The 16200-nt window shown below is 68.9% G+C and carries 17 protein-coding genes; 8 read left to right on the top strand and 9 right to left on the bottom strand.

Annotation, left to right across the window (positions count from 1 at the left end; genetic code table 11):
- The first annotated feature begins 4 nt into the window (after positions 1 to 4).
- Together G9373_RS29835 and G9373_RS29830 are read left to right on the top strand one after the other, a co-directional pair.
- The gene (locus G9373_RS29835; RefSeq protein WP_167118296.1) at positions 5 to 2218 is read left to right on the top strand and encodes an acyl-CoA dehydrogenase; all 2214 of its coding nucleotides are present in this window, start codon (positions 5 to 7) and stop codon (positions 2216 to 2218) included.
- On the top strand, positions 2215 to 3357 hold the full coding sequence (locus tag G9373_RS29830) for a CaiB/BaiF CoA-transferase family protein (protein ID WP_054246027.1): 1143 nt from the start codon (positions 2215 to 2217) through the stop codon (positions 3355 to 3357). Before G9373_RS29835 ends, G9373_RS29830 begins: the two co-directional genes overlap by 4 nt.
- A gap of 11 nt (positions 3358 to 3368) precedes the next feature.
- Here the strand turns inward: G9373_RS29830 and G9373_RS29825 are convergent, their stop codons facing one another.
- Positions 3369 to 3830, bottom strand: coding sequence for a PPOX class F420-dependent oxidoreductase (locus G9373_RS29825; RefSeq protein WP_005574040.1), 462 nt, complete (start codon positions 3828 to 3830; stop codon positions 3369 to 3371).
- Positions 3831 to 3924: 94 nt separating this feature from the next.
- On the opposite strand from G9373_RS29825, the gene G9373_RS29820 reads away from it, so the two are divergent.
- From G9373_RS29820 to G9373_RS29800, 5 genes are all read left to right on the top strand, one after another.
- Positions 3925 to 4617 (top strand): FCD domain-containing protein, encoded by a 693-nt coding sequence (locus tag G9373_RS29820; protein WP_005574039.1) that lies wholly within the window; start codon positions 3925 to 3927, stop codon positions 4615 to 4617.
- A complete protein-coding gene (locus G9373_RS29815) occupies positions 4614 to 5420 on the top strand; it encodes an ATP-binding cassette domain-containing protein (protein WP_054246025.1) in 807 nt (268 codons plus the stop codon). Before G9373_RS29820 ends, G9373_RS29815 begins: the two co-directional genes overlap by 4 nt.
- Before the next feature lie 27 nt (positions 5421 to 5447).
- On the top strand, positions 5448 to 5630 hold the full coding sequence (locus tag G9373_RS29810) for a hypothetical protein (RefSeq protein WP_005260513.1): 183 nt from the start codon (positions 5448 to 5450) through the stop codon (positions 5628 to 5630).
- Between the two features lie 297 nt (positions 5631 to 5927).
- Positions 5928 to 6473 carry a hypothetical protein gene (locus tag G9373_RS29805; protein ID WP_064080293.1) on the top strand — a complete coding sequence of 182 codons (546 nt, stop codon included), beginning with the start codon at positions 5928 to 5930 and terminating at the stop codon, positions 6471 to 6473.
- A 21-nt stretch (positions 6474 to 6494) separates the two neighbouring features.
- Complete coding sequence (locus G9373_RS29800; RefSeq protein WP_054246023.1) at positions 6495 to 6761, top strand: hypothetical protein; 267 nt, start codon at positions 6495 to 6497, stop codon at positions 6759 to 6761.
- Here G9373_RS29800 and G9373_RS29795 read toward each other — a convergent pair.
- Together G9373_RS29795 and G9373_RS29790 are read right to left on the bottom strand one after the other, a co-directional pair.
- The gene (locus tag G9373_RS29795; RefSeq protein ID WP_005568464.1) at positions 6711 to 7307 is read right to left on the bottom strand and encodes a hypothetical protein; all 597 of its coding nucleotides are present in this window, start codon (positions 7305 to 7307) and stop codon (positions 6711 to 6713) included. The two genes, G9373_RS29800 and G9373_RS29795, sit on opposite strands and share 51 nt — an antisense overlap.
- A complete protein-coding gene (locus tag G9373_RS29790; protein ID WP_167118293.1) occupies positions 7307 to 9607 on the bottom strand; it encodes an ATP-dependent DNA ligase in 2301 nt (766 codons plus the stop codon). Before G9373_RS29790 ends, G9373_RS29795 begins: the two co-directional genes overlap by 1 nt.
- A gap of 97 nt (positions 9608 to 9704) precedes the next feature.
- Between G9373_RS29790 and G9373_RS29785 the strand changes: the two genes are divergently transcribed.
- A complete protein-coding gene (locus G9373_RS29785; RefSeq protein ID WP_167118290.1) occupies positions 9705 to 10586 on the top strand; it encodes a transporter substrate-binding domain-containing protein in 882 nt (293 codons plus the stop codon).
- Here the strand turns inward: G9373_RS29785 and G9373_RS29780 are convergent, their stop codons facing one another.
- From G9373_RS29780 to G9373_RS29755, 6 genes are all read right to left on the bottom strand, one after another.
- Positions 10587 to 11018 (bottom strand): SRPBCC family protein, encoded by a 432-nt coding sequence (locus G9373_RS29780; protein WP_167118286.1) that lies wholly within the window; start codon positions 11016 to 11018, stop codon positions 10587 to 10589.
- Positions 11019 to 11089: 71 nt separating this feature from the next.
- On the bottom strand, positions 11090 to 12724 hold the full coding sequence (locus G9373_RS29775; RefSeq protein ID WP_007298176.1) for a cation acetate symporter: 1635 nt from the start codon (positions 12722 to 12724) through the stop codon (positions 11090 to 11092).
- Positions 12721 to 13083, bottom strand: coding sequence for a DUF485 domain-containing protein (locus G9373_RS29770; RefSeq protein WP_005260521.1), 363 nt, complete (start codon positions 13081 to 13083; stop codon positions 12721 to 12723). The genes G9373_RS29775 and G9373_RS29770 overlap by 4 nt, the downstream gene beginning before the upstream one ends.
- A gap of 184 nt (positions 13084 to 13267) precedes the next feature.
- Positions 13268 to 15025, bottom strand: a complete 1758-nt coding sequence (locus G9373_RS29765; protein ID WP_167118283.1) for a cation acetate symporter — start codon at positions 15023 to 15025, stop codon at positions 13268 to 13270.
- Between the two features lie 7 nt (positions 15026 to 15032).
- A complete protein-coding gene (locus G9373_RS29760; RefSeq protein ID WP_005243998.1) occupies positions 15033 to 15404 on the bottom strand; it encodes a hypothetical protein in 372 nt (123 codons plus the stop codon).
- Entirely contained in the window at positions 15389 to 16183 is a 795-nt protein-coding gene (locus G9373_RS29755) for a LytTR family DNA-binding domain-containing protein (protein WP_005244000.1), read from the bottom strand. The genes G9373_RS29760 and G9373_RS29755 overlap by 16 nt, the downstream gene beginning before the upstream one ends.
- Between the last annotated feature and the right edge of the window lie 17 nt (positions 16184 to 16200).

Genomic DNA, 16200 nt, shown 5'->3' with positions numbered 1-16200 from the left:
CGACATGGCCAAGAACACGTACGAGCTCGGGCTCGGGCTGACCGAGGAACACCGGGCCCTCGCCGACTCGGTCCGCGCTTTCGCCGAACACACCATCACCTCCGATCATGTCCGGTCCGCGGTCGAGTCCACGAGCGAGGAGAAGTTTCCGCCGTTCTGGGATGCTCTCGTCGGCCAGGACCTGCTGGGACTGCACGTCCCCGAGGACAAGGGCGGTCACGGCGCCGGGCTCCTCACGTTGGCGATGGCTCTCGAAGCGCTGGGCCGGACGGCCGCCCCGGGTCCGTTCGTCCCGACCGCGCTGTCCGCCGCGCTCGTGGCGGCCGCCGATTCCAAGGTCGGCATCGAGGTGATGCCGGGTCTTCTCGACGGATCACACACCGCCGCAGTCGCGTTGGGCCGCCCACTCGACGTATCGGCGGACGAGGGCGGATACCGCGTCACCGGGGTCGCGGACGCGGTTCTCGGCGGCGAACACGCCGATATCCTGCTACTCCCGATCACCGTCGGCGACGACATTCGCTGGGCCGTCGTCGATTCCGCGGACGTCACCGTCACGGTGCAGGACAGCATCGACGTGCTCCGCGGTTCCGCACGGATCACCGCCGACGCCGTCCACGTGGGCGCCGACCGGATCCTCGACGGTCTGAGCGAGCAGCGCGTCCGGTCCGTCGCCACCGTCGTCCTCGGTGCGGAGGCGATCGGCGTGATGTCCTGGTGCGTGTCCACCGCATCCGAGTACGCGAAGACGCGGGTGCAGTTCGGGCGACCGATCGGCCAGTTCCAGGGCGTCAAGCACAAGTGCGCCCACATGGGCATCGCCCTGGAGAAGGCGCGCGCGGTGCTGTGGGATGCCGCCTCCGCCCTCGACAACGGCGACGACACCGCCGATTTCGCTGCAGACATCGCCGCCGTGGTCGTTCCCGATGCCGCGGTGCAGTGCGCACAGGACTGCATCCAGGTCCACGGCGGCATCGGATTCACCTGGGAGCATGACGCACACCTGTTCTACCGCCGGGCGCTGGCCATCCGGGGGCTCCTCGGCACCCGCGAGGAGCGGGCCACTCGGGTGGCCGACCAGTCCCTCGCAGGCACCGCCCGCACCTCCGAACTGGAACTGCCGGACGAAGCCGAGGCGATCCGGACCGAGGTGCGGGCGGAACTCGCCCCGCTGGTGGGCCTCGACGAGGACGACCAGCTGATCGCACTCGGCGACGGCGGCTGGGTGCAGCCGCACCTGCCGAAACCGTACGGGCGCAGCGCGTCCCCGCTCGAGCAGATCGTCATCGCTCAGGAGATCAAGGCCGCCGGAATCCCGATGCCGCAGCTGCTGATGGGCGGCTGGGCGGTACAGGCGGTCGTGGCCCACGGCACGGACGCGCAGAAGCGGGATCTCGCCGTCCCCACGCTGCGCGGAGATCTCGTGTGGTGCCAGCTGTTCAGCGAACCGGGGGCCGGTTCCGATCTGGCGTCGCTGACCACCAAGGCCGAGAAGGTCGACGGCGGCTGGACGGTGACCGGGCAGAAGATCTGGACCACGGTGGCACAGTTCTCCGATTGGGCGATGCTGATCGCCCGCACCGACCCGTCCAGGCCGAAACACGAGGGCATCACGTACTTCGTGCTGGACATGTCGACGCCGGGGGTCACCGTCCGTCCGCTGCGCGAGATGACCGGCTCGGCCCTGTTCAACGAGGTCTTCCTCGACGACGTGTTCATCCCGGACGAGAACGTGGTCGGGAACGTGAACGACGGCTGGAACGTGGCCCGCACGACCCTCGCGGGCGAGCGGGTGGCCCTGAGCCAGAAGATGGAGGCCTACGCCACCGACAAGGATCTGCTGCAGTTCGCCCGCGGCCGCGACCTCGGCCCGCTGGCACGCTTCCGCGTCGGCGAACTGGTGGCCGAGAGCCAGGCAATCGATCTGATCGGTGCACGGATCGTGCTGAAGCAGCTGTCGGGGGCGGACGTGAGCATCACGTCCAGCGTCGGGAAGCTGCTGGGCATGGGGCTCGGACAGTCGATCGCCGAATTCGTCGTCGCCGAACTGGGGGCGGCGGGCGCCGTGAGCATTCCCGGGGAGCCGAGCGACAAGGCGATGGAGCAGTTGATCGCCGGCCGCGCCACCACTATCTACGGCGGCACCACCGAGGTGCAGCTCAACGTGATCGGGGAACGCATGCTCGGGCTGCCCCGCGACGCGCAGGGGGTGTCGTGACCGGCGGGCCGCTCAGCGGGCTGACCGTCGTCGAGCTCGCGAGCCTCGCGCCCGCCCCGTTCGGCTGCATGATCCTCGCCGACCTCGGCGCGGACGTGATCCGCGTCGAGCGGGCAGGTGACGGCGGCAGCGGGCTGATGGCGCCGTCGGGTGTGCTCGACCGCGGACGACGGTCGATCGCCGTGAACCTGCGGACTCCGGAGGGGCTGGAGGCCGTTCGGACGCTCGTCGAACGCGCCGACATCCTCGTCGAGGGTTTCCGTCCCGGCGTCGCGGAACGCCTGGGCATCGGCCCCGACGACTGCCTGTCCCGCAATCCCGGTCTGATCTACGGGCGCATGACCGGCTGGGGCCAGGACGGTCCCCTCGCACGTCGGGCCGGGCACGACATCAACTACATCGCGCTCGCAGGCGCGCTCGAACCCATCGGGCGTGCCGGGGAGCGGCCGGTGCCGCCACTGAACCTGTTGGGCGACTTCGGCGGTGGCGGCCTGATGTTGACGATGGGAATCCTGGCCGCGCTGCACGAGCGCTCCCGGTCGGGCCGCGGGCAGGTGGTGGACGCGTCGATGGTCGACGGCGCGGCGCTGCTGACGGCGTTCGTCCACGGCATGAACGCCGCCGGGCTGTGGCAGGAAGGTCGGGGGCGGAACGTCCTCGACGGGGCCGCCGCGTTCTACGACACCTACGAGTGCGCCGACGGTCTGCACGTGGCGGTCGGGTGCGTCGAACCGCACTTCTACGGTGAACTCCTCGAGGTGCTGGGGTTGAGCGGCGAGGATCTGCCGTTGCAGTACGACCTCGATGCGGCGCCGGAACTGAAGAAGCGCCTCGCCGAGGTGTTCGCGACCCGACCGCGGGACGAATGGGCGGCACTGTTCGCCGATTCCGACGCGTGCGTGTCGCCCGTCCTGTCGCCGTGGGAGGCGCACGAGCACCCCCACAACAAGGAACGGGAAACGTTCGTCGAGGTGGGTGGCATCCGCCAGCCCGCACCGGCACCGCGCTTCGGCCGCACCCCGGCGCCCGTTCCCCGGCCGGCCCCGCGGCCCGGGCAGGACACCGATGCGATCCTCGCGCAGGCCGGGTACGACGCGGCGGGCATCGAGCAGCTGCGCTCGGCGGGTGCCGTCGAGTAGGTGACGGGGACCTATCCGCGATCGGTGTCCGGCGGGAAGCCACCGGTCGCGATGGGTCCCCACTCGTCGATGGTGATCCGGATCAGGCTCTTGTTCTGCTTCCGCATGGCGTCCCGGTACTCGTCCCAGTCGGGATGTTCGCCGGAGATGCCGCGGAAGTACTCCACCAGCGGCTCGAGTGCGTCGGGCATGTCCAGTACCTCGGCCGTGCCGTCGATCTGCACGTAGGCGCCGTTGAACTCGTCGGAGAGCACGCACATGCTCACGGCGGGGTCGTGTCGCACATTCGCGGCCTTGGCGCGCTGCGGGTACGTGGCGACGACGATCCGGCCTTCCGAGTCGAGTCCCGACGTGACCGGGGAGATCTGCAGCCCGCCGGAGCGCTTCCGGGTGATCAGCACGCTGCGATGGCGCGGACGGACGAAGTCGAGCAACTCTTCCCGTGTGACACGGTCTGCGGTGGCGATGGCCATGGTGCACCTCTCCTCTGCTGCGGTGGTTCTCTCCGGTTCACCATAGGCTCCGCCACAGTCCTCAGACGTCTGAGGACTGTGTTAGCGTCGCCGAATGGCCGGACGTCACACCCTCCGCAGCGGACCGCTGGTTCCCCAGCTCGAGGAACTCCTCACCGCGTGGATCCGCGACGGCAAGTGGACACTCGGCAGTCGCATCCCCAGCGAGGCCGAACTGGCCACCGAACTCGGCGTCGGCCGTTCCTCCGTCCGCGAGGCAGTCCGGCTGCTCGCCCGCGACGGCCTGCTCGACGTGCGGCACGGGGTCGGCACGTTCGTCGCGAAACCACCCACGGGCGGTGCGGGACTCGAGAAGCTGCTGCGCCGCGCCCGCCTGCTCGAGGTGTACGAGGTGCGGCGCGCCCTCGAGATCGAGGCCGCCCGGCTCGCCGCGGAACGCGCACGCCCCGAGGATCTTCGGCGACTGCGAGAGCAGCTGTCGGCCCGGCACGACAGCACCACCGCGTCGACCGCCGTCTTCGTCGCGGCCGACCTCGACTTCCACACCGCGATCCTGGAGATCGCAGGCAACTCGATCCTGTCCGCCCTGTTCGATTCGATCCGGCCGCTCCTCGTCGACGCGCTCGCCGAACTCGTCGACCACGAACCGGGCCGACCCGACACGAGCTGCGCACACGACGACCTGGTTCGCGCGCTGGAAGCAGGCGATGCCGAGGCTGCCGTCGCCGCCACCGCCGCCAATCTCGATCCGACCATGTCGATTCTGCGGAAAGGCGAACATCAGTGACCACCCCGAATTCGGTCGTCAGCACCGACCATGTCGACCTCGTGCGGAGCGGGCGGTATCTGCTCAGCGACATCACCCTCCACATCGAACGCGGACAGCACTGGGTGCTGCTCGGCGCGAACGGTGCGGGCAAGAGCACGCTGCTGAGCATGCTCGGCGCCTTCGCGCACCCCACCCACGGCACCGTCCACGTCCTCGGCCATCAGCTCGGCCGGGTCGACATGCGGGAGTTGCGCGCCCACATCGGGCACGTGAACCCGCGACACCGGATCGACGCGCCACTGACGGTGCGCGACGTCGTGCTCACCGGTCTCACCAACACACCCGAGTTCGTGCCGAGGTGGTCACCGACCGCCGGCCAGGTCGCCCGAGCCGACGAACTCATCGCGTCCCTCGGCATGCAGAAGCACGCGGATGCCCTGTGGCCCAACCTGTCCCAGGGCGAACGCGGACGGGCTCTGATCGCGCGAGCCCTCATGGCCGAGCCGCAACTCCTTCTGCTGGACGAGCCCGCCACCGGCCTGGATCTGGCTGCGCGAGAACAACTTCTCACCGCGCTCGACGAGCTGCGCGTCACGTACCCGAGCCTCGCCAGCATCCTCGTCACCCACCACCTCGAGGAAATCCCGACCACCACCACCCACGCCGTCCTCATCCGCGACGGCCGGGTGATCGCGCAGGGCCCCGTCGCGGACGTCCTCACCACCGACAACATCAGCGAATGCTTCGACCACCCGATCGAGATCACCCGGCAACGCGGCCGGTGGGTCGCGCAGACGCGGGTGCCCGAGGCGGTCGGATAGCCGCCGACGCGGGGCACACTGGTGGTTATGGCACGAGGTGACCACCCTCAGCGCACCCCGTTCTACGGTGTGGTGCTCATCGTCGTCGCACTGGCGGCGGCGATGATCGTCAACCGCACCGCACCCGTCTGGGTGCAGGTGCCGGTCTACGTCCTGGCCGTGCTCGCCGCCATGGCCGGCTTCGTCATGACGTTCCGCGACCTGTCGTGAGTGGGTAGCGCTCACCGCACCACAGCCGCAGGGACATTGGCCGGATTCCGACGCAATTGCCTGTGATTCCGGCACATCCGTCGGTAAACAGCGCGGGGGCGGCTGCCCGCGGTTCCGCCGCGGGGTGGGGGATGCGCACCCTGGGGTGCCTGTCGAAAGGCTCGCGTCCGGCGCAAGCTTGGTCTGACAGCCCAGCTAGACCACCCAATCCACCGGAGGCACCCCATCGTCCACACCGCAACCCGCATCGCGATCGGCGCAACCGCCGCCCTCACGTTCTCCCTCGCAGGAGCCGCAGTGATCGTTCTTGCCGGTGGACACACCGAGGGGGCTCCGACCCCGAGCTCGGAGGGGGCCAACTCGCAGCAGCAGCCCGCTCCGGCGATCGCGCCGGCCCCGAGTCGGATCGTCGTCGCAGACCCCGGCTACTCGGTGAATCCCGAGTATTCGGCGCCAGGCTATTCGGCCGACACCGAAACGGTGGCGCCGGGACCGGGTGTCGTTCCGCCCATCGTGGCAGCACCGCCCATCGTCCGAGCACCGATCGCCCAGCCGCCGGTTGCCCAGGAGCCCATCGCCCAGCCGCCGGTTGCGCAACCGCCCATCGCCCAGCCGCCCGTCGTGGTGGACCCGCCCGTCGTCGTCGATCCGCCCGTCGTCGTCGACCCCGTTCACCCCCCGAAGGGTCCGTTCGAAGGACCGGGCCAGGTCGAGCCGGGCGTTCTCGAACCCGAAACCAATCCATTCCCCGTCGGCGGCGGCCCGAAGCCTGCCCCGCCCGCAGCCCCGCAGTCGCCCGGCGGAGTCGGCCCCGTCGACGGCGGAACCGTCGTCGGTCCCTGATCACCGGAGGAAATCCACACCATGTCCCACACCAAGACCCGCATCGCGATCGGCGGGGGCGCGGCCTTCGTCCTCTCGGTCGTCGGCGCCGCCGGGATCGCCGTCGCCAGCGGCACGGCGTCACCGAACGCAGACGTGAGTGTCTCCGAGCAGCACCCGGACGAGGACACGACGTCCGCACCCCTGCCGGTCTTCACACCCCCGGCGCTGCGCACCCCGACACAGGAACCGCCCGGATCATTCGACACGGCGTCGGCCGGCCCATTCGAACCAGCCCCCTGGCGGTAATTCGAGCGCCGGCGGCTGCTGTCGACCGTCCGATGCCTCGACGAGTGCGTGGACCGGTTCCGGCCACAATGTCTCCACCCGCTCCGCGGCTTCGGCGAACACGGCGGAATCGAGGTCGGTCCGAGACTCCGGGACACCGAAGTAGGGCCACGCCGTGATCATCGACCAGCGTTTCGGCGGCGGGAGCGGCTGCAGAAAGTACGTCTTGTCACCGGTGAGGGGCCCGCCGCGCCCCGCTCCGCCGTGCAGGCCGTCGGTCATCCGGGCGCCGGGAAGGTTGGTGAACACACTGCCGTCCGCGTACTCGACGCCGAACAGAAACGGCCCGCTGCTGTTCGACGACGCGGGTTTGCCGAAGCCGAACATGTCGAGCAGCACCGTGGACTCGGGTCTGCGTGCCTGGATCGTGAATTCGACACCACAGCTGTAGACGTGAACGTCGGTCAGCCACAGCACCAGCGACTCGGTGCGGGCCAGCACGGTGTCGACCGGCACGGAGACGGGGATCTCGTTCTCCGGAGTCGATTGAAATCGGATACCGGTCATCACGAGACCTCCACTTCGACGTCCTCGGGTGTCTTGTCGTCCCTGAGCCCACGCCAGCTGGGGTGCCGCAGTCTCTTCGAGCCGGTCCAATCCATGAATCGCACCTCCGCGACCAGCGTGGGGGTCACCCACACGGCGCCCTTGCGGTCGGCGGTGGGCAGGTCTTCGACGAACGGGCTGGTGTCGGTTTCGAGCGGCCCCAGGGTGGACGCGAGTTCCTGCAGATCCCGTTCGGTGAAGCCGGTTCCGACGCGCCCGATGTAGCGCAGCCCACCGTCCTCGGGGACGCCGAGCAGGACCGACCCGATTCCCGTGGACCGCCCGCCCTGACCCCGGCGCCACCCGCCGATCACCGCTTCCTGTGTGCGCCAGTTCTTCACCTTGATCCAGCTCGACCCCCGCTTGCCCGGCAAGTACACGGACTCGCGGCGTTTGGCCACGACACCTTCCCAGCCCTTGCCGCGACTCTCGTCCAGAGCGTCCTGCGCGGACCCGTGCAGTTGCGGCGGAACGACCAGGTTGTCCACCTTGGCCGCCAGTGCCTCGAGGACGCGGCGCCGGTCGGTGTACTTCTTGCGTAACAACGACACTCCGTCGAGATACAGCACGTCGAACGCCAGGAAGTGCGGCTCGTTGCCCTGCTGCAGCAGGCCGAAGTTCGCGACACCCCGCTCGTCGAACGCGACGACTTCACCGTCGAGGACCACCTCGTGGTCGCCGAGAGCGTCTGCCATCCAACCCAATCGGGCGTAGTCGCGGGTCTTGTCGTTGCCTGCCCGGCTCGTCAGCTTCAGCTCGCCGCCACTGATCTCGGCGATCACCCTGATCCCGTCCCACTTCCCTTCGAACGCCCACTCGTCGGCGTCCAGTCCGTCGAGGGTGCCGGGGCTCGCGAGCATCGGTGACAGTCCCCGCGGCAATTCGGACGTGTGCGACCCACCCGGCGACTGATCCTTCATCAGATGCATCAGCCACTGGTCGCCCTTCGTGCGGATCAGCGCGAACCGGCCGTCCACCTGCCCGCCGTGCAACTGGACGATCACCTCGTCGTCGCGCCACTTCTCGGTGTCGTAGGTGCCCGTGTCCCAGATGGTCATCCCGCCGCCGCCGTATTCGCCCTTCGGGATGGTCCCGGAGAACGTGAGGTATTCGAGCGGGTGATCCTCGGTATGCACGGCGAGCCGGTTCTCCCCCGTCGTCGTCGGCACGTTCTTCGGCACCGCCCACGACACGAGCACCCCGTCGCGTTCGAGCCGCAGGTCGTAGTGGAGGCGCCGGGCGTGGTGTTCCTGGATGACGAAACTGTTCCCCTTCCCCGGCCGCACAGTGTCCGGCATCGGCTCGGGTGTCCGTCCGGGATCACGCTTGCGGCGGTACTCGGCGAGGGCGGCGTCGTCCTCGATCGGCGGGTCGAGTCCGGCGAGCAGGTCGCCGTCCGACTCCCACCGTTCGAGCACTTCCTCGAACCGCAGCTGCCGTAGGTCGGGGTCGTCGAGTTCGTCCCAGCTCCGCGGCGCCGCGACATACGGCTGGGAGCGTCCCCGCAACGAATACGGTGCGATGGTGGTCTTGGACGGATTGTTCTGGCTCCAGTCGACGAACACCTTTCCCGCGCGCACCGCCTTGGCCATGGTGGCGGTGACGAGTTCGGGCCGCAGCTTCTCGAGACCCGTCGCCACTTGTTTCGCGACGGTCGACGCGCCCGAACCGTCCAGCTTCCGGTCGAGCGGCACGTACAGGTGAATACCCTTGCTGCCGCTGGTGACCGGGTACGCGGTCCAGCCGAGGTTCGCGACCAGGTCGCGCACGGCCCGTGCCACCTCCGCGCATTCGGTCAGGCCCACACCGGGACCGGGATCGAGGTCGAAGACGATCCGGGTGGCGGGCCCCCGATGCGGGCCGTCGAACCGCCACTGCGGGACGTGCAGTTCGAGTGCGGCCTGCTGCCCCGCCCACGCAAGCGCCGCGACCGAGTTCAGGAGCGGATAGTGCACCGACCGATCCGAGTGCTCGAGTGAACGACGCTCCAACCACGCCGGTGCGGAGGCCGCGAGGTTCTTCTCGAAGAACGGCTCGCTGTCCACCCCGTTGGGCCAGCGTTTGCGGGTGGCGGGACGGTCGACGACGTGCGGGAGCATGGCGGGCGCGATCCGCGTGTAGTAGTCGATGACCTCGCCCTTCGTCGTTTCCGATTCCGGGTAGAGGACCTTGCCGAGATTGGTCAGGGACAGGCGATGTCCGTCGACCGTCAGTTGCCGAGTTCCCGCCGTGGCCACGCGCACCTCCCTCCGCCAATACATACATATTGTGCGCCGCGCGGCCGCTTCGCTGGCCGGATCGCTACCCGCCAGGCAAGATGGCGGGGTGCACCGAGGTCCCAAGACAGCCGTCGCCGCCATGTCCGCTGCACTGACATTGCTCGCCGGATCCTGCTCCACCGACACAGCGTCGGAGGTCGACGCCCGGGCCGAAGCCTCGACGATTCCCGAAGCGTTCACCAAACTTCCGTCCACCCGCGCGGTCGGCGACTGCGCCCCCGGCAGCGGCGTGACCGCGCAGGACGGCGTGGTCACCATCGCCACCGACAGTCCGTCGTACCAGCCGTGGTTCGTCGACGGTGACCCGTCCAACGGCAAGGGCTACGAGGGCGCCGTCGCCCGGGAAGTAGTCGGGAAGCTGGGATACGGTCCGGACCAGGTGCAATTCGAGACCGTCGCATTCAACGACGCGCTGGCACCCGGCGAGAAGAACTTCGATTTCGCCATCGACCAGTTCACGATCGCCGACACCCGGCGCGAGACGGTCGATTTCAGTACGCCCTACTACGCCGTCACGCAGTCGGTGCTGGCGCTGAAGAACTCGCCAGCGGCGAGAGCCAAATCGCTCGCCGACCTCGCGCCGTTCCGCCTCGGGGCGCAGGTGGGGTCCACCAGTTTCGACGCCATCACCCAGACCGTGCAGCCCCGCCAGGCACCGGTCAGTTTCACCACCACCGACGACGCCAAGGCCGCCCTGGCCGCGGGCGACATCGACGCGCTGGTGGTCGACATCCCGACCGGATTTCAGATCACCGCCAACGAGGTGAAGGACAGCGTCCTCGTCGGGCAGTTCCCGCGCCCGAACGCCGTCACCGAATTCTTCGGCCTCGTGCTGGAGAAGAACAGTCCGCTCACCGCGTGCGTCTCGGCGGCCGTCGATTCGCTCTATGCCGACGGGACGCTGGACGCCCTTGCCGCCGAGTGGATCACCGACACCGGCGGCGCGCACGTCCTCGATTGATCAGCGGTACAGCTCGACAAACGTCGTCAGGGACTTCTCGATGTCGCCCTTCAGTGCCTTCGCGACACCCGAGCCGATGGGTCCGAACAGCGGTGCGCCACCGAGTTCGATGGTGAACGCCACCTCGGACGCGTCGCCCTTCGCCTGGACGTCGAGCACCATTCCGAGCTTCACGCCACCCTTGCCGTCACCTTTGAGGACGATGCGGTTCGGGGCGTCGTACTCCTTGATCGTCCACTTCACGCGATTGCGGAGTCCCTTGACCGTGACGACGGAACTGATCTCGGTTCCGGCCGTGAGGGTCTCGGGAAGTTCGCCGCGCCAGCCGTCGTGGACGACGAACCACTTGTCGAAGTCCTGCAGATTCGAGGCCTTCTCCCAGGTGTCCTGGGGGCTGAGGGGAACATCGGTCTTGACCGTGAGTTTCGCCATTGGTGCAGCCTAACGGCCTGTGAGTACTTATTAACCGCGGGCGGTTAATAAGTACTCACAGGCCGAAGGCATTAGTGGGAGACGGCCTTCTCCACACCGACACCGGTGAGGGAGCGGACCTCCATCTCGGCCTGCTTGGCGGGATCTTCCGCCTTGCCGCGGCCGATGTAGGTGCCGACGACGCCGAGCACGAACGCCAGCGGGATGGAGACGATGCCCGGGTTGGCGAGCGGGAAGTAGTCGAAGTCGGCGTTGGGGAACATCGACGACGGCTTACCGGACACGGCCGGGGAGAACGCGATCAGCAGGAGGCAGCTGACCAGGCCGCCGTAGATGCTGAACAAGGCACCGGTCGTGTTGAACTTCTTCCAGAACAGCGAGTACAGCAGCGTCGGCAGGTTGGCCGAGGCGGCCACCGCGAAGGCGAGCGCCACCAGGAACGCGATGTTCTGGCCCATGGCCATGATGCCCAGGACGATCGACACGAGACCGATCACGACGACCGTGATCCGGGAAACCCGCACCTGGGACTCTTCCGACGCGTGTCCGCGCTTGATGACGCTGGCGTAGATGTCGTGGGCGAACGACGCGGACGCCGTGATCGCCAGCCCCGCCACGACCGCGAGGATCGTTGCGAACGCGACCGCGGAGATGATCGCCAGGAAGATGGTGCCGCCCAGTTCGAACGCGAGCAGCGGCGCCGCCGCGTTCTCCTTGCCGGGCGCTGCGAGGATGACGTCGGGGCCGACCATCTTGGCGGCACCGTAGCCGAGGACGAGCGTGAACAGATAGAACGCGCCGATCAGTCCGATCGCCCAGGTGACCGAGCGGCGGGCTTCCTTGGCGGTGGGGACCGTGTAGAACCGCATCAGCACGTGCGGCAGGCCCGCGGTGCCGAGGACCAGGGCAATGCCGAGCGAGATGAAGTCGAGCTTGCTCATCGAGCTGATGCCGTACTTGGCGCCGGGAGCGAGGATGTCGCGGCCCGCGATCGCCTCGTTCGTCGAACCGGCGACCGTCGCCTGGGCGTCGGCGAGCAGTTGGGAGAAGTTGCCGCGCACCGCGAACAGCACGAGGAAGAACATGATGCCCGCACCGGCGACCAGCAGCACCGCCTTGACCATCTGGACGTAGGTGGTGCCCTTCATGCCGCCGACGAGCACGTACACGATCATCAGCACACCGACGACCGCGACGACGACGCCCTGACCGACCTTGCCGTCGATGTTCAGCAGCAGCGCGACGAGTCCGCCGGCGCCCGCCATCTGCGCGAGCAGGTAGAACAGCGAGACCACCAGCGTGGACAGCGCCGCGGCCATCCGCACGGGACGCTGCTTGAGCCGGAAGCTCAGCACGTCCGCCATCGTGAACCGGCCGGTGTTGCGTAGCAGTTCCGCGACCAGCAGCAGGGCCACCAGCCAGGCGACGAGGAAGCCGACCGAGTACAGGAAGCCGTCGTAGCCGTACACCGCGATGGCGCCGGCGATGCCGAGGAACGACGCGGCCGACAGGTAGTCGCCGGCGATGGCGAAGCCGTTCTGCGGTCCGGAGAACTGACCGCCGCCGGTGTAGAAGTCCGAGGCCTTCTTGGTGGTGCGGCTCGCACGGATCACGATGGTCATCGTGATCACGACGAACGCCACGAAGATGGCGATGTTGAGGATCGGGTTGCCGACGTCGGTGCCTGCGGCGAGTGTGGTGATCACTTGAGCGGTCCTTCCAGCTCGTCGCGGATCGCGGCGGAGCGCGGGTCGAGTTCCCGGTTGGCGAACTTCACGTACAGCGCGGTGATCACGAACGTGGTCACGAACTGGCCGAGACCGAGGATGATGCCCAGGTTGATGTTGCCGATCACCTTGGTGGCCATGAACTCGGGCGCGTACGTGGCCAGTAGGACGTACGCCGCGTACCAGGCGAGGAAGAACGCCGTCATCGGGAAGACGAAACTACGCAGGCGGTGTCGCAACTCCTGGAACTCCGGGCTCGCCTGCATGTCTACGAAGGCTTGCGCATCAGGGGCGCGCCGCTTCTGCGGTGCGCCCTCACTGAGATCGGCTGTGGTCACTGCAGACTCCTTGGTCGTGTGAAGTGAACTGGCCACCGACGTTAGTGAGAGTTGAGTCACAGAAATAGGTTGTGGCGCCTGTCACACGACGAGCTGCCGGACTGTGCGTCGAACGGTCACCCGACCGCGACGAGCGGCTTCGCCGCCCGTGCGTGCTCGAGGAGTGCAGAGACTCGTCAAGCACTCACGGGGAGCGGAGCTCCCGCTCGCGGTCGGAGCCCACCCCGAGCCGCTCGGGGGCGTGCATGCGGGTGAAGATCCGGCTGAGGTCGGCGGGAATCTGACGCTTCGTCACCTTGCTGACCAGCACCATCGTGACGAAGGCCAGCGGAACGCTGACGGCGGCCGGGTACGCGACCATCGCCGCGGGCCAGCCGTTCCAGACGTCGACGGTGAAGCCGCCGAGCACCGAGATCCCGGCGGCGCAGCCGGCGACGAGCCCGCCTGCGACCATCCCGGCACCCGCCCCGGCGGCGGTCAGTCCACGCCACCAGATGCCGAGCACGAGCAGCGGGCAGAGCGTCGACGCCGCGACCGCGAACACCAGCCCGACCGTGCGCGACAGGTCCAGCGACGTCACCGCCAGCGACAGCACCAGCGGCACCGCCCCGGCCAGGACTGCGGCGATCCGGAAGTCCCGGATCCGCCCGCGCAGGACGTCGGTGCTGAGCACCCCGGCGATGCTGACGAGCAGGCCGGACGACGTGGACAGGAACGCCGCGATGGCCCCGGACGCCACCAGTGCGGCGAGGAGTTGCCCGGCCCACCCGGAGATCACGGAGCCGGGCAGCAGCAGGACCGCGGCGTCGGACGTGCCGGTGATGAGCAGCTGCGGCACGTACAGCCGGGCGAACACCCCGAGCAGCGTCGGGAACAGGTAGAACACTCCGAGCAGCCCGACCACGGCCAGCGACGTCAGCCGCGCGGCCCGCCCGTCGGGGTTGGTGTAGAACCGGACGAGCACGTGTGGCAGCCCGAGCGTGCCGAGGAACGTCGCGAGGATCAGCGAGTACACCTGGTACATCGGGTGGTCGCCGCCGAATCCCCAGCCGGGGGCGATCCAGTCGGAGTTGTCGGCGGGAGCGCCCGCGACCACGGGCACCGGGGCGCCCGCCTCGAGGGTCATCGACGTGCCCTCGCCGAGGTGGTGCTCGCCCGGCTCGAGGAGAACGTCACCGGTCGCCGCGGCCCCGTCGATCGTCCCCGACCCGCCGACGGTCACCGGTTCGGACACCTGCACGACGACGTCGGTGGTGATGTCGACCGTGGTCTGCTCGCTCACGGTGGGTGGTGCGGCGGCGCCCAGCTCGTGGTGGTCGCCGAAGAAGTACACCGACAGCACCAGCGCCGGGATCGCGACCGCGGTGAGTTTCAGCCAGTATTGGAAGGCCTGGACGAATGTGATGGACCGCATGCCGCCGCCCACCACGTTGGCGATGACGATGAGCCCGACGACGACGGCCCCGACCCAGGTCGGCACCCCGAGCAAAATGTTCAGAGTCAGCCCTGCGCCCTGGAGTTGCGGGACGAGGTACAGCGCGCAGACGGCGGCGACGACGAGCATCGCGAGGGTGCGGAGCCGGCGGGAGCCGAGCCGGAACTCGGCGAAGTCGGGCACCGTGTACGCGCCGGAGCGTCGCAGCGGCGCGGCGACGAACAGCAGCAGCCCGAGGTAGCCGGCCGTGAAGCCGATCGGGTACCAGAGGGCGTCGGCACCGTATTTCGCGATCAGGCCGGCGACACCGAGAAAGGATGCGGCCGAGAGGTACTCGCCGGAGATGGCGGCGGCGTTCCACCGCGGCCCGACGCTGCGGGACGCGACGAGGAAGTCGGAGGTGGTGCGCGCCAACCGCACTCCGTAGATGCCGATGGCCACCGTCGCGACCGCGGCCGCGGCGAGACCGGCCAGGGTCAGCCAGGGAATGGGTTGGTCGGTGGTCACGGGATGCTCAGTCGTCCACCAGGTCGGCGAATTCCTGTTCGTTGCGCTCGGCCTGCCGCACGTAGATCCAGCCGGTGGTCAGGAGCACCGGGTACACGAGCGCCCCGAGCACCACCCACGGCAGCCGGATCCCCAGCACCGCCACGTCGGACAACGCCGGGAACAGGAACATCACGAGCGGCACCGCGCACAGCAGGCACGCCGCGAGGAGCGCGAGCCGGATGGCCAGCACGAGCTGGGTGCGCACGAGTCCCCGGATCATCGCGTCCCCGACCGCGGTCTGTTCCTGCACCTCGACCCGGGTGCGGACGATCCGCGCACCGCGGCGCTGGGCGAGGACGACCCGCACCCGCTCCGGCGAACTCATCGCGCGGTCCATGTCTGTTTCGGCGCCCGGACCAGCCGGTCCTTGAGCATCCGGGTGTGCCTGCGGCTGACCGGCAGTTCGACGGGCGGGTGGTCGCCGTGCGCGCGGAGGCACACGACGAGACCGTTGCCGACGGTCCGGATTCCGGTGACCCGCGGCAACGCGACGAGGTACGAGCGGTGGACCCGCAGGAACCCGGCGTCCGCCCAGCGTGTCTCCAGTGCCGAGATGGGGATGCGGACGAGGTGGGAGCCGTCCGCGGTGTGCAGTCGGGCGTAGTCGCCGTCCGCTTCGACCCACTCGACGGAGGACCGGTGCACGAGCGTGGTGATGCCGCCGAGTTCGACCGGGATCACCTCGTCGGTGGGGGCGGCCGGTCCCGCGTCGACCCGCCTGCGGCGCCCCTCGACGATGCGGCGCACGGACTCCGCCAGCCGCTCCTCGCGCAGGGGTTTGAGGAGATAGTCGACGGCTCCGAGGTCGAATGCGGCGACGGCCCGGTCGTCGTGGGCGGTCACGAACACCACCTGCGGTGGGGACGCGAAGTTCGCGAGGATCCCGGCCAGCTCGAGTCCGTCGAGTCCGGGCATGTTGATGTCGAGGAAGACGGCGTCGATCTCGCCGTCGCGGAGTATGCGCAGCGCCGTGGTGGCATCTCCCGCGGTCCGGATGTCCCCGACCGCGTCCTGGGCGCGCAGCAGGAACGCCAGCTCGTCGAGGGCGGGTTTCTCGTCGTCGACGGCCAGCACGGTCAGGGGTGCGTCCGGAGACTTGTCGTCAGTGTGGTTCACAACGACAGCAATCGTCG

The sequence above is a fragment of the Rhodococcus sp. A14 genome, assembly GCF_011603105.1.
In the GTDB taxonomy this organism is placed as follows: Bacteria; Actinomycetota; Actinomycetes; order Mycobacteriales; family Mycobacteriaceae; genus Rhodococcus_F; species Rhodococcus_F opacus.
Note: the sequence above shows the minus strand (reverse complement) of the source record. Positions and strands in the feature narration are given on the sequence as shown.

Excerpts from the sequence above, each read along its gene's own strand:
- G9373_RS29835 (WP_167118296.1), top strand. The coding sequence starts at position 5 with ATGGCCAAGAACACGTACGAGCTCGGGCTCGGGCTGACCGAGGAACAC.
- G9373_RS29825 (WP_005574040.1), bottom strand. The coding sequence starts at position 3,830 with ATGGCCATCGCCACCGCAGACCGTGTCACACGGGAAGAGTTGCTCGAC.
- G9373_RS29820 (WP_005574039.1), top strand. The coding sequence starts at position 3,925 with ATGGCCGGACGTCACACCCTCCGCAGCGGACCGCTGGTTCCCCAGCTC.
- G9373_RS29810 (WP_005260513.1), top strand. The coding sequence starts at position 5,448 with ATGGCACGAGGTGACCACCCTCAGCGCACCCCGTTCTACGGTGTGGTG.
- G9373_RS29800 (WP_054246023.1), top strand. The coding sequence starts at position 6,495 with ATGTCCCACACCAAGACCCGCATCGCGATCGGCGGGGGCGCGGCCTTC.
- G9373_RS29795 (WP_005568464.1), bottom strand. The coding sequence starts at position 7,307 with ATGACCGGTATCCGATTTCAATCGACTCCGGAGAACGAGATCCCCGTC.
- G9373_RS29790 (WP_167118293.1), bottom strand. The coding sequence starts at position 9,607 with ATGTATTGGCGGAGGGAGGTGCGCGTGGCCACGGCGGGAACTCGGCAA.
- G9373_RS29785 (WP_167118290.1), top strand. The coding sequence starts at position 9,705 with ATGTCCGCTGCACTGACATTGCTCGCCGGATCCTGCTCCACCGACACA.
- G9373_RS29780 (WP_167118286.1), bottom strand. The coding sequence starts at position 11,018 with ATGGCGAAACTCACGGTCAAGACCGATGTTCCCCTCAGCCCCCAGGAC.
- G9373_RS29760 (WP_005243998.1), bottom strand. The coding sequence starts at position 15,404 with ATGGACCGCGCGATGAGTTCGCCGGAGCGGGTGCGGGTCGTCCTCGCC.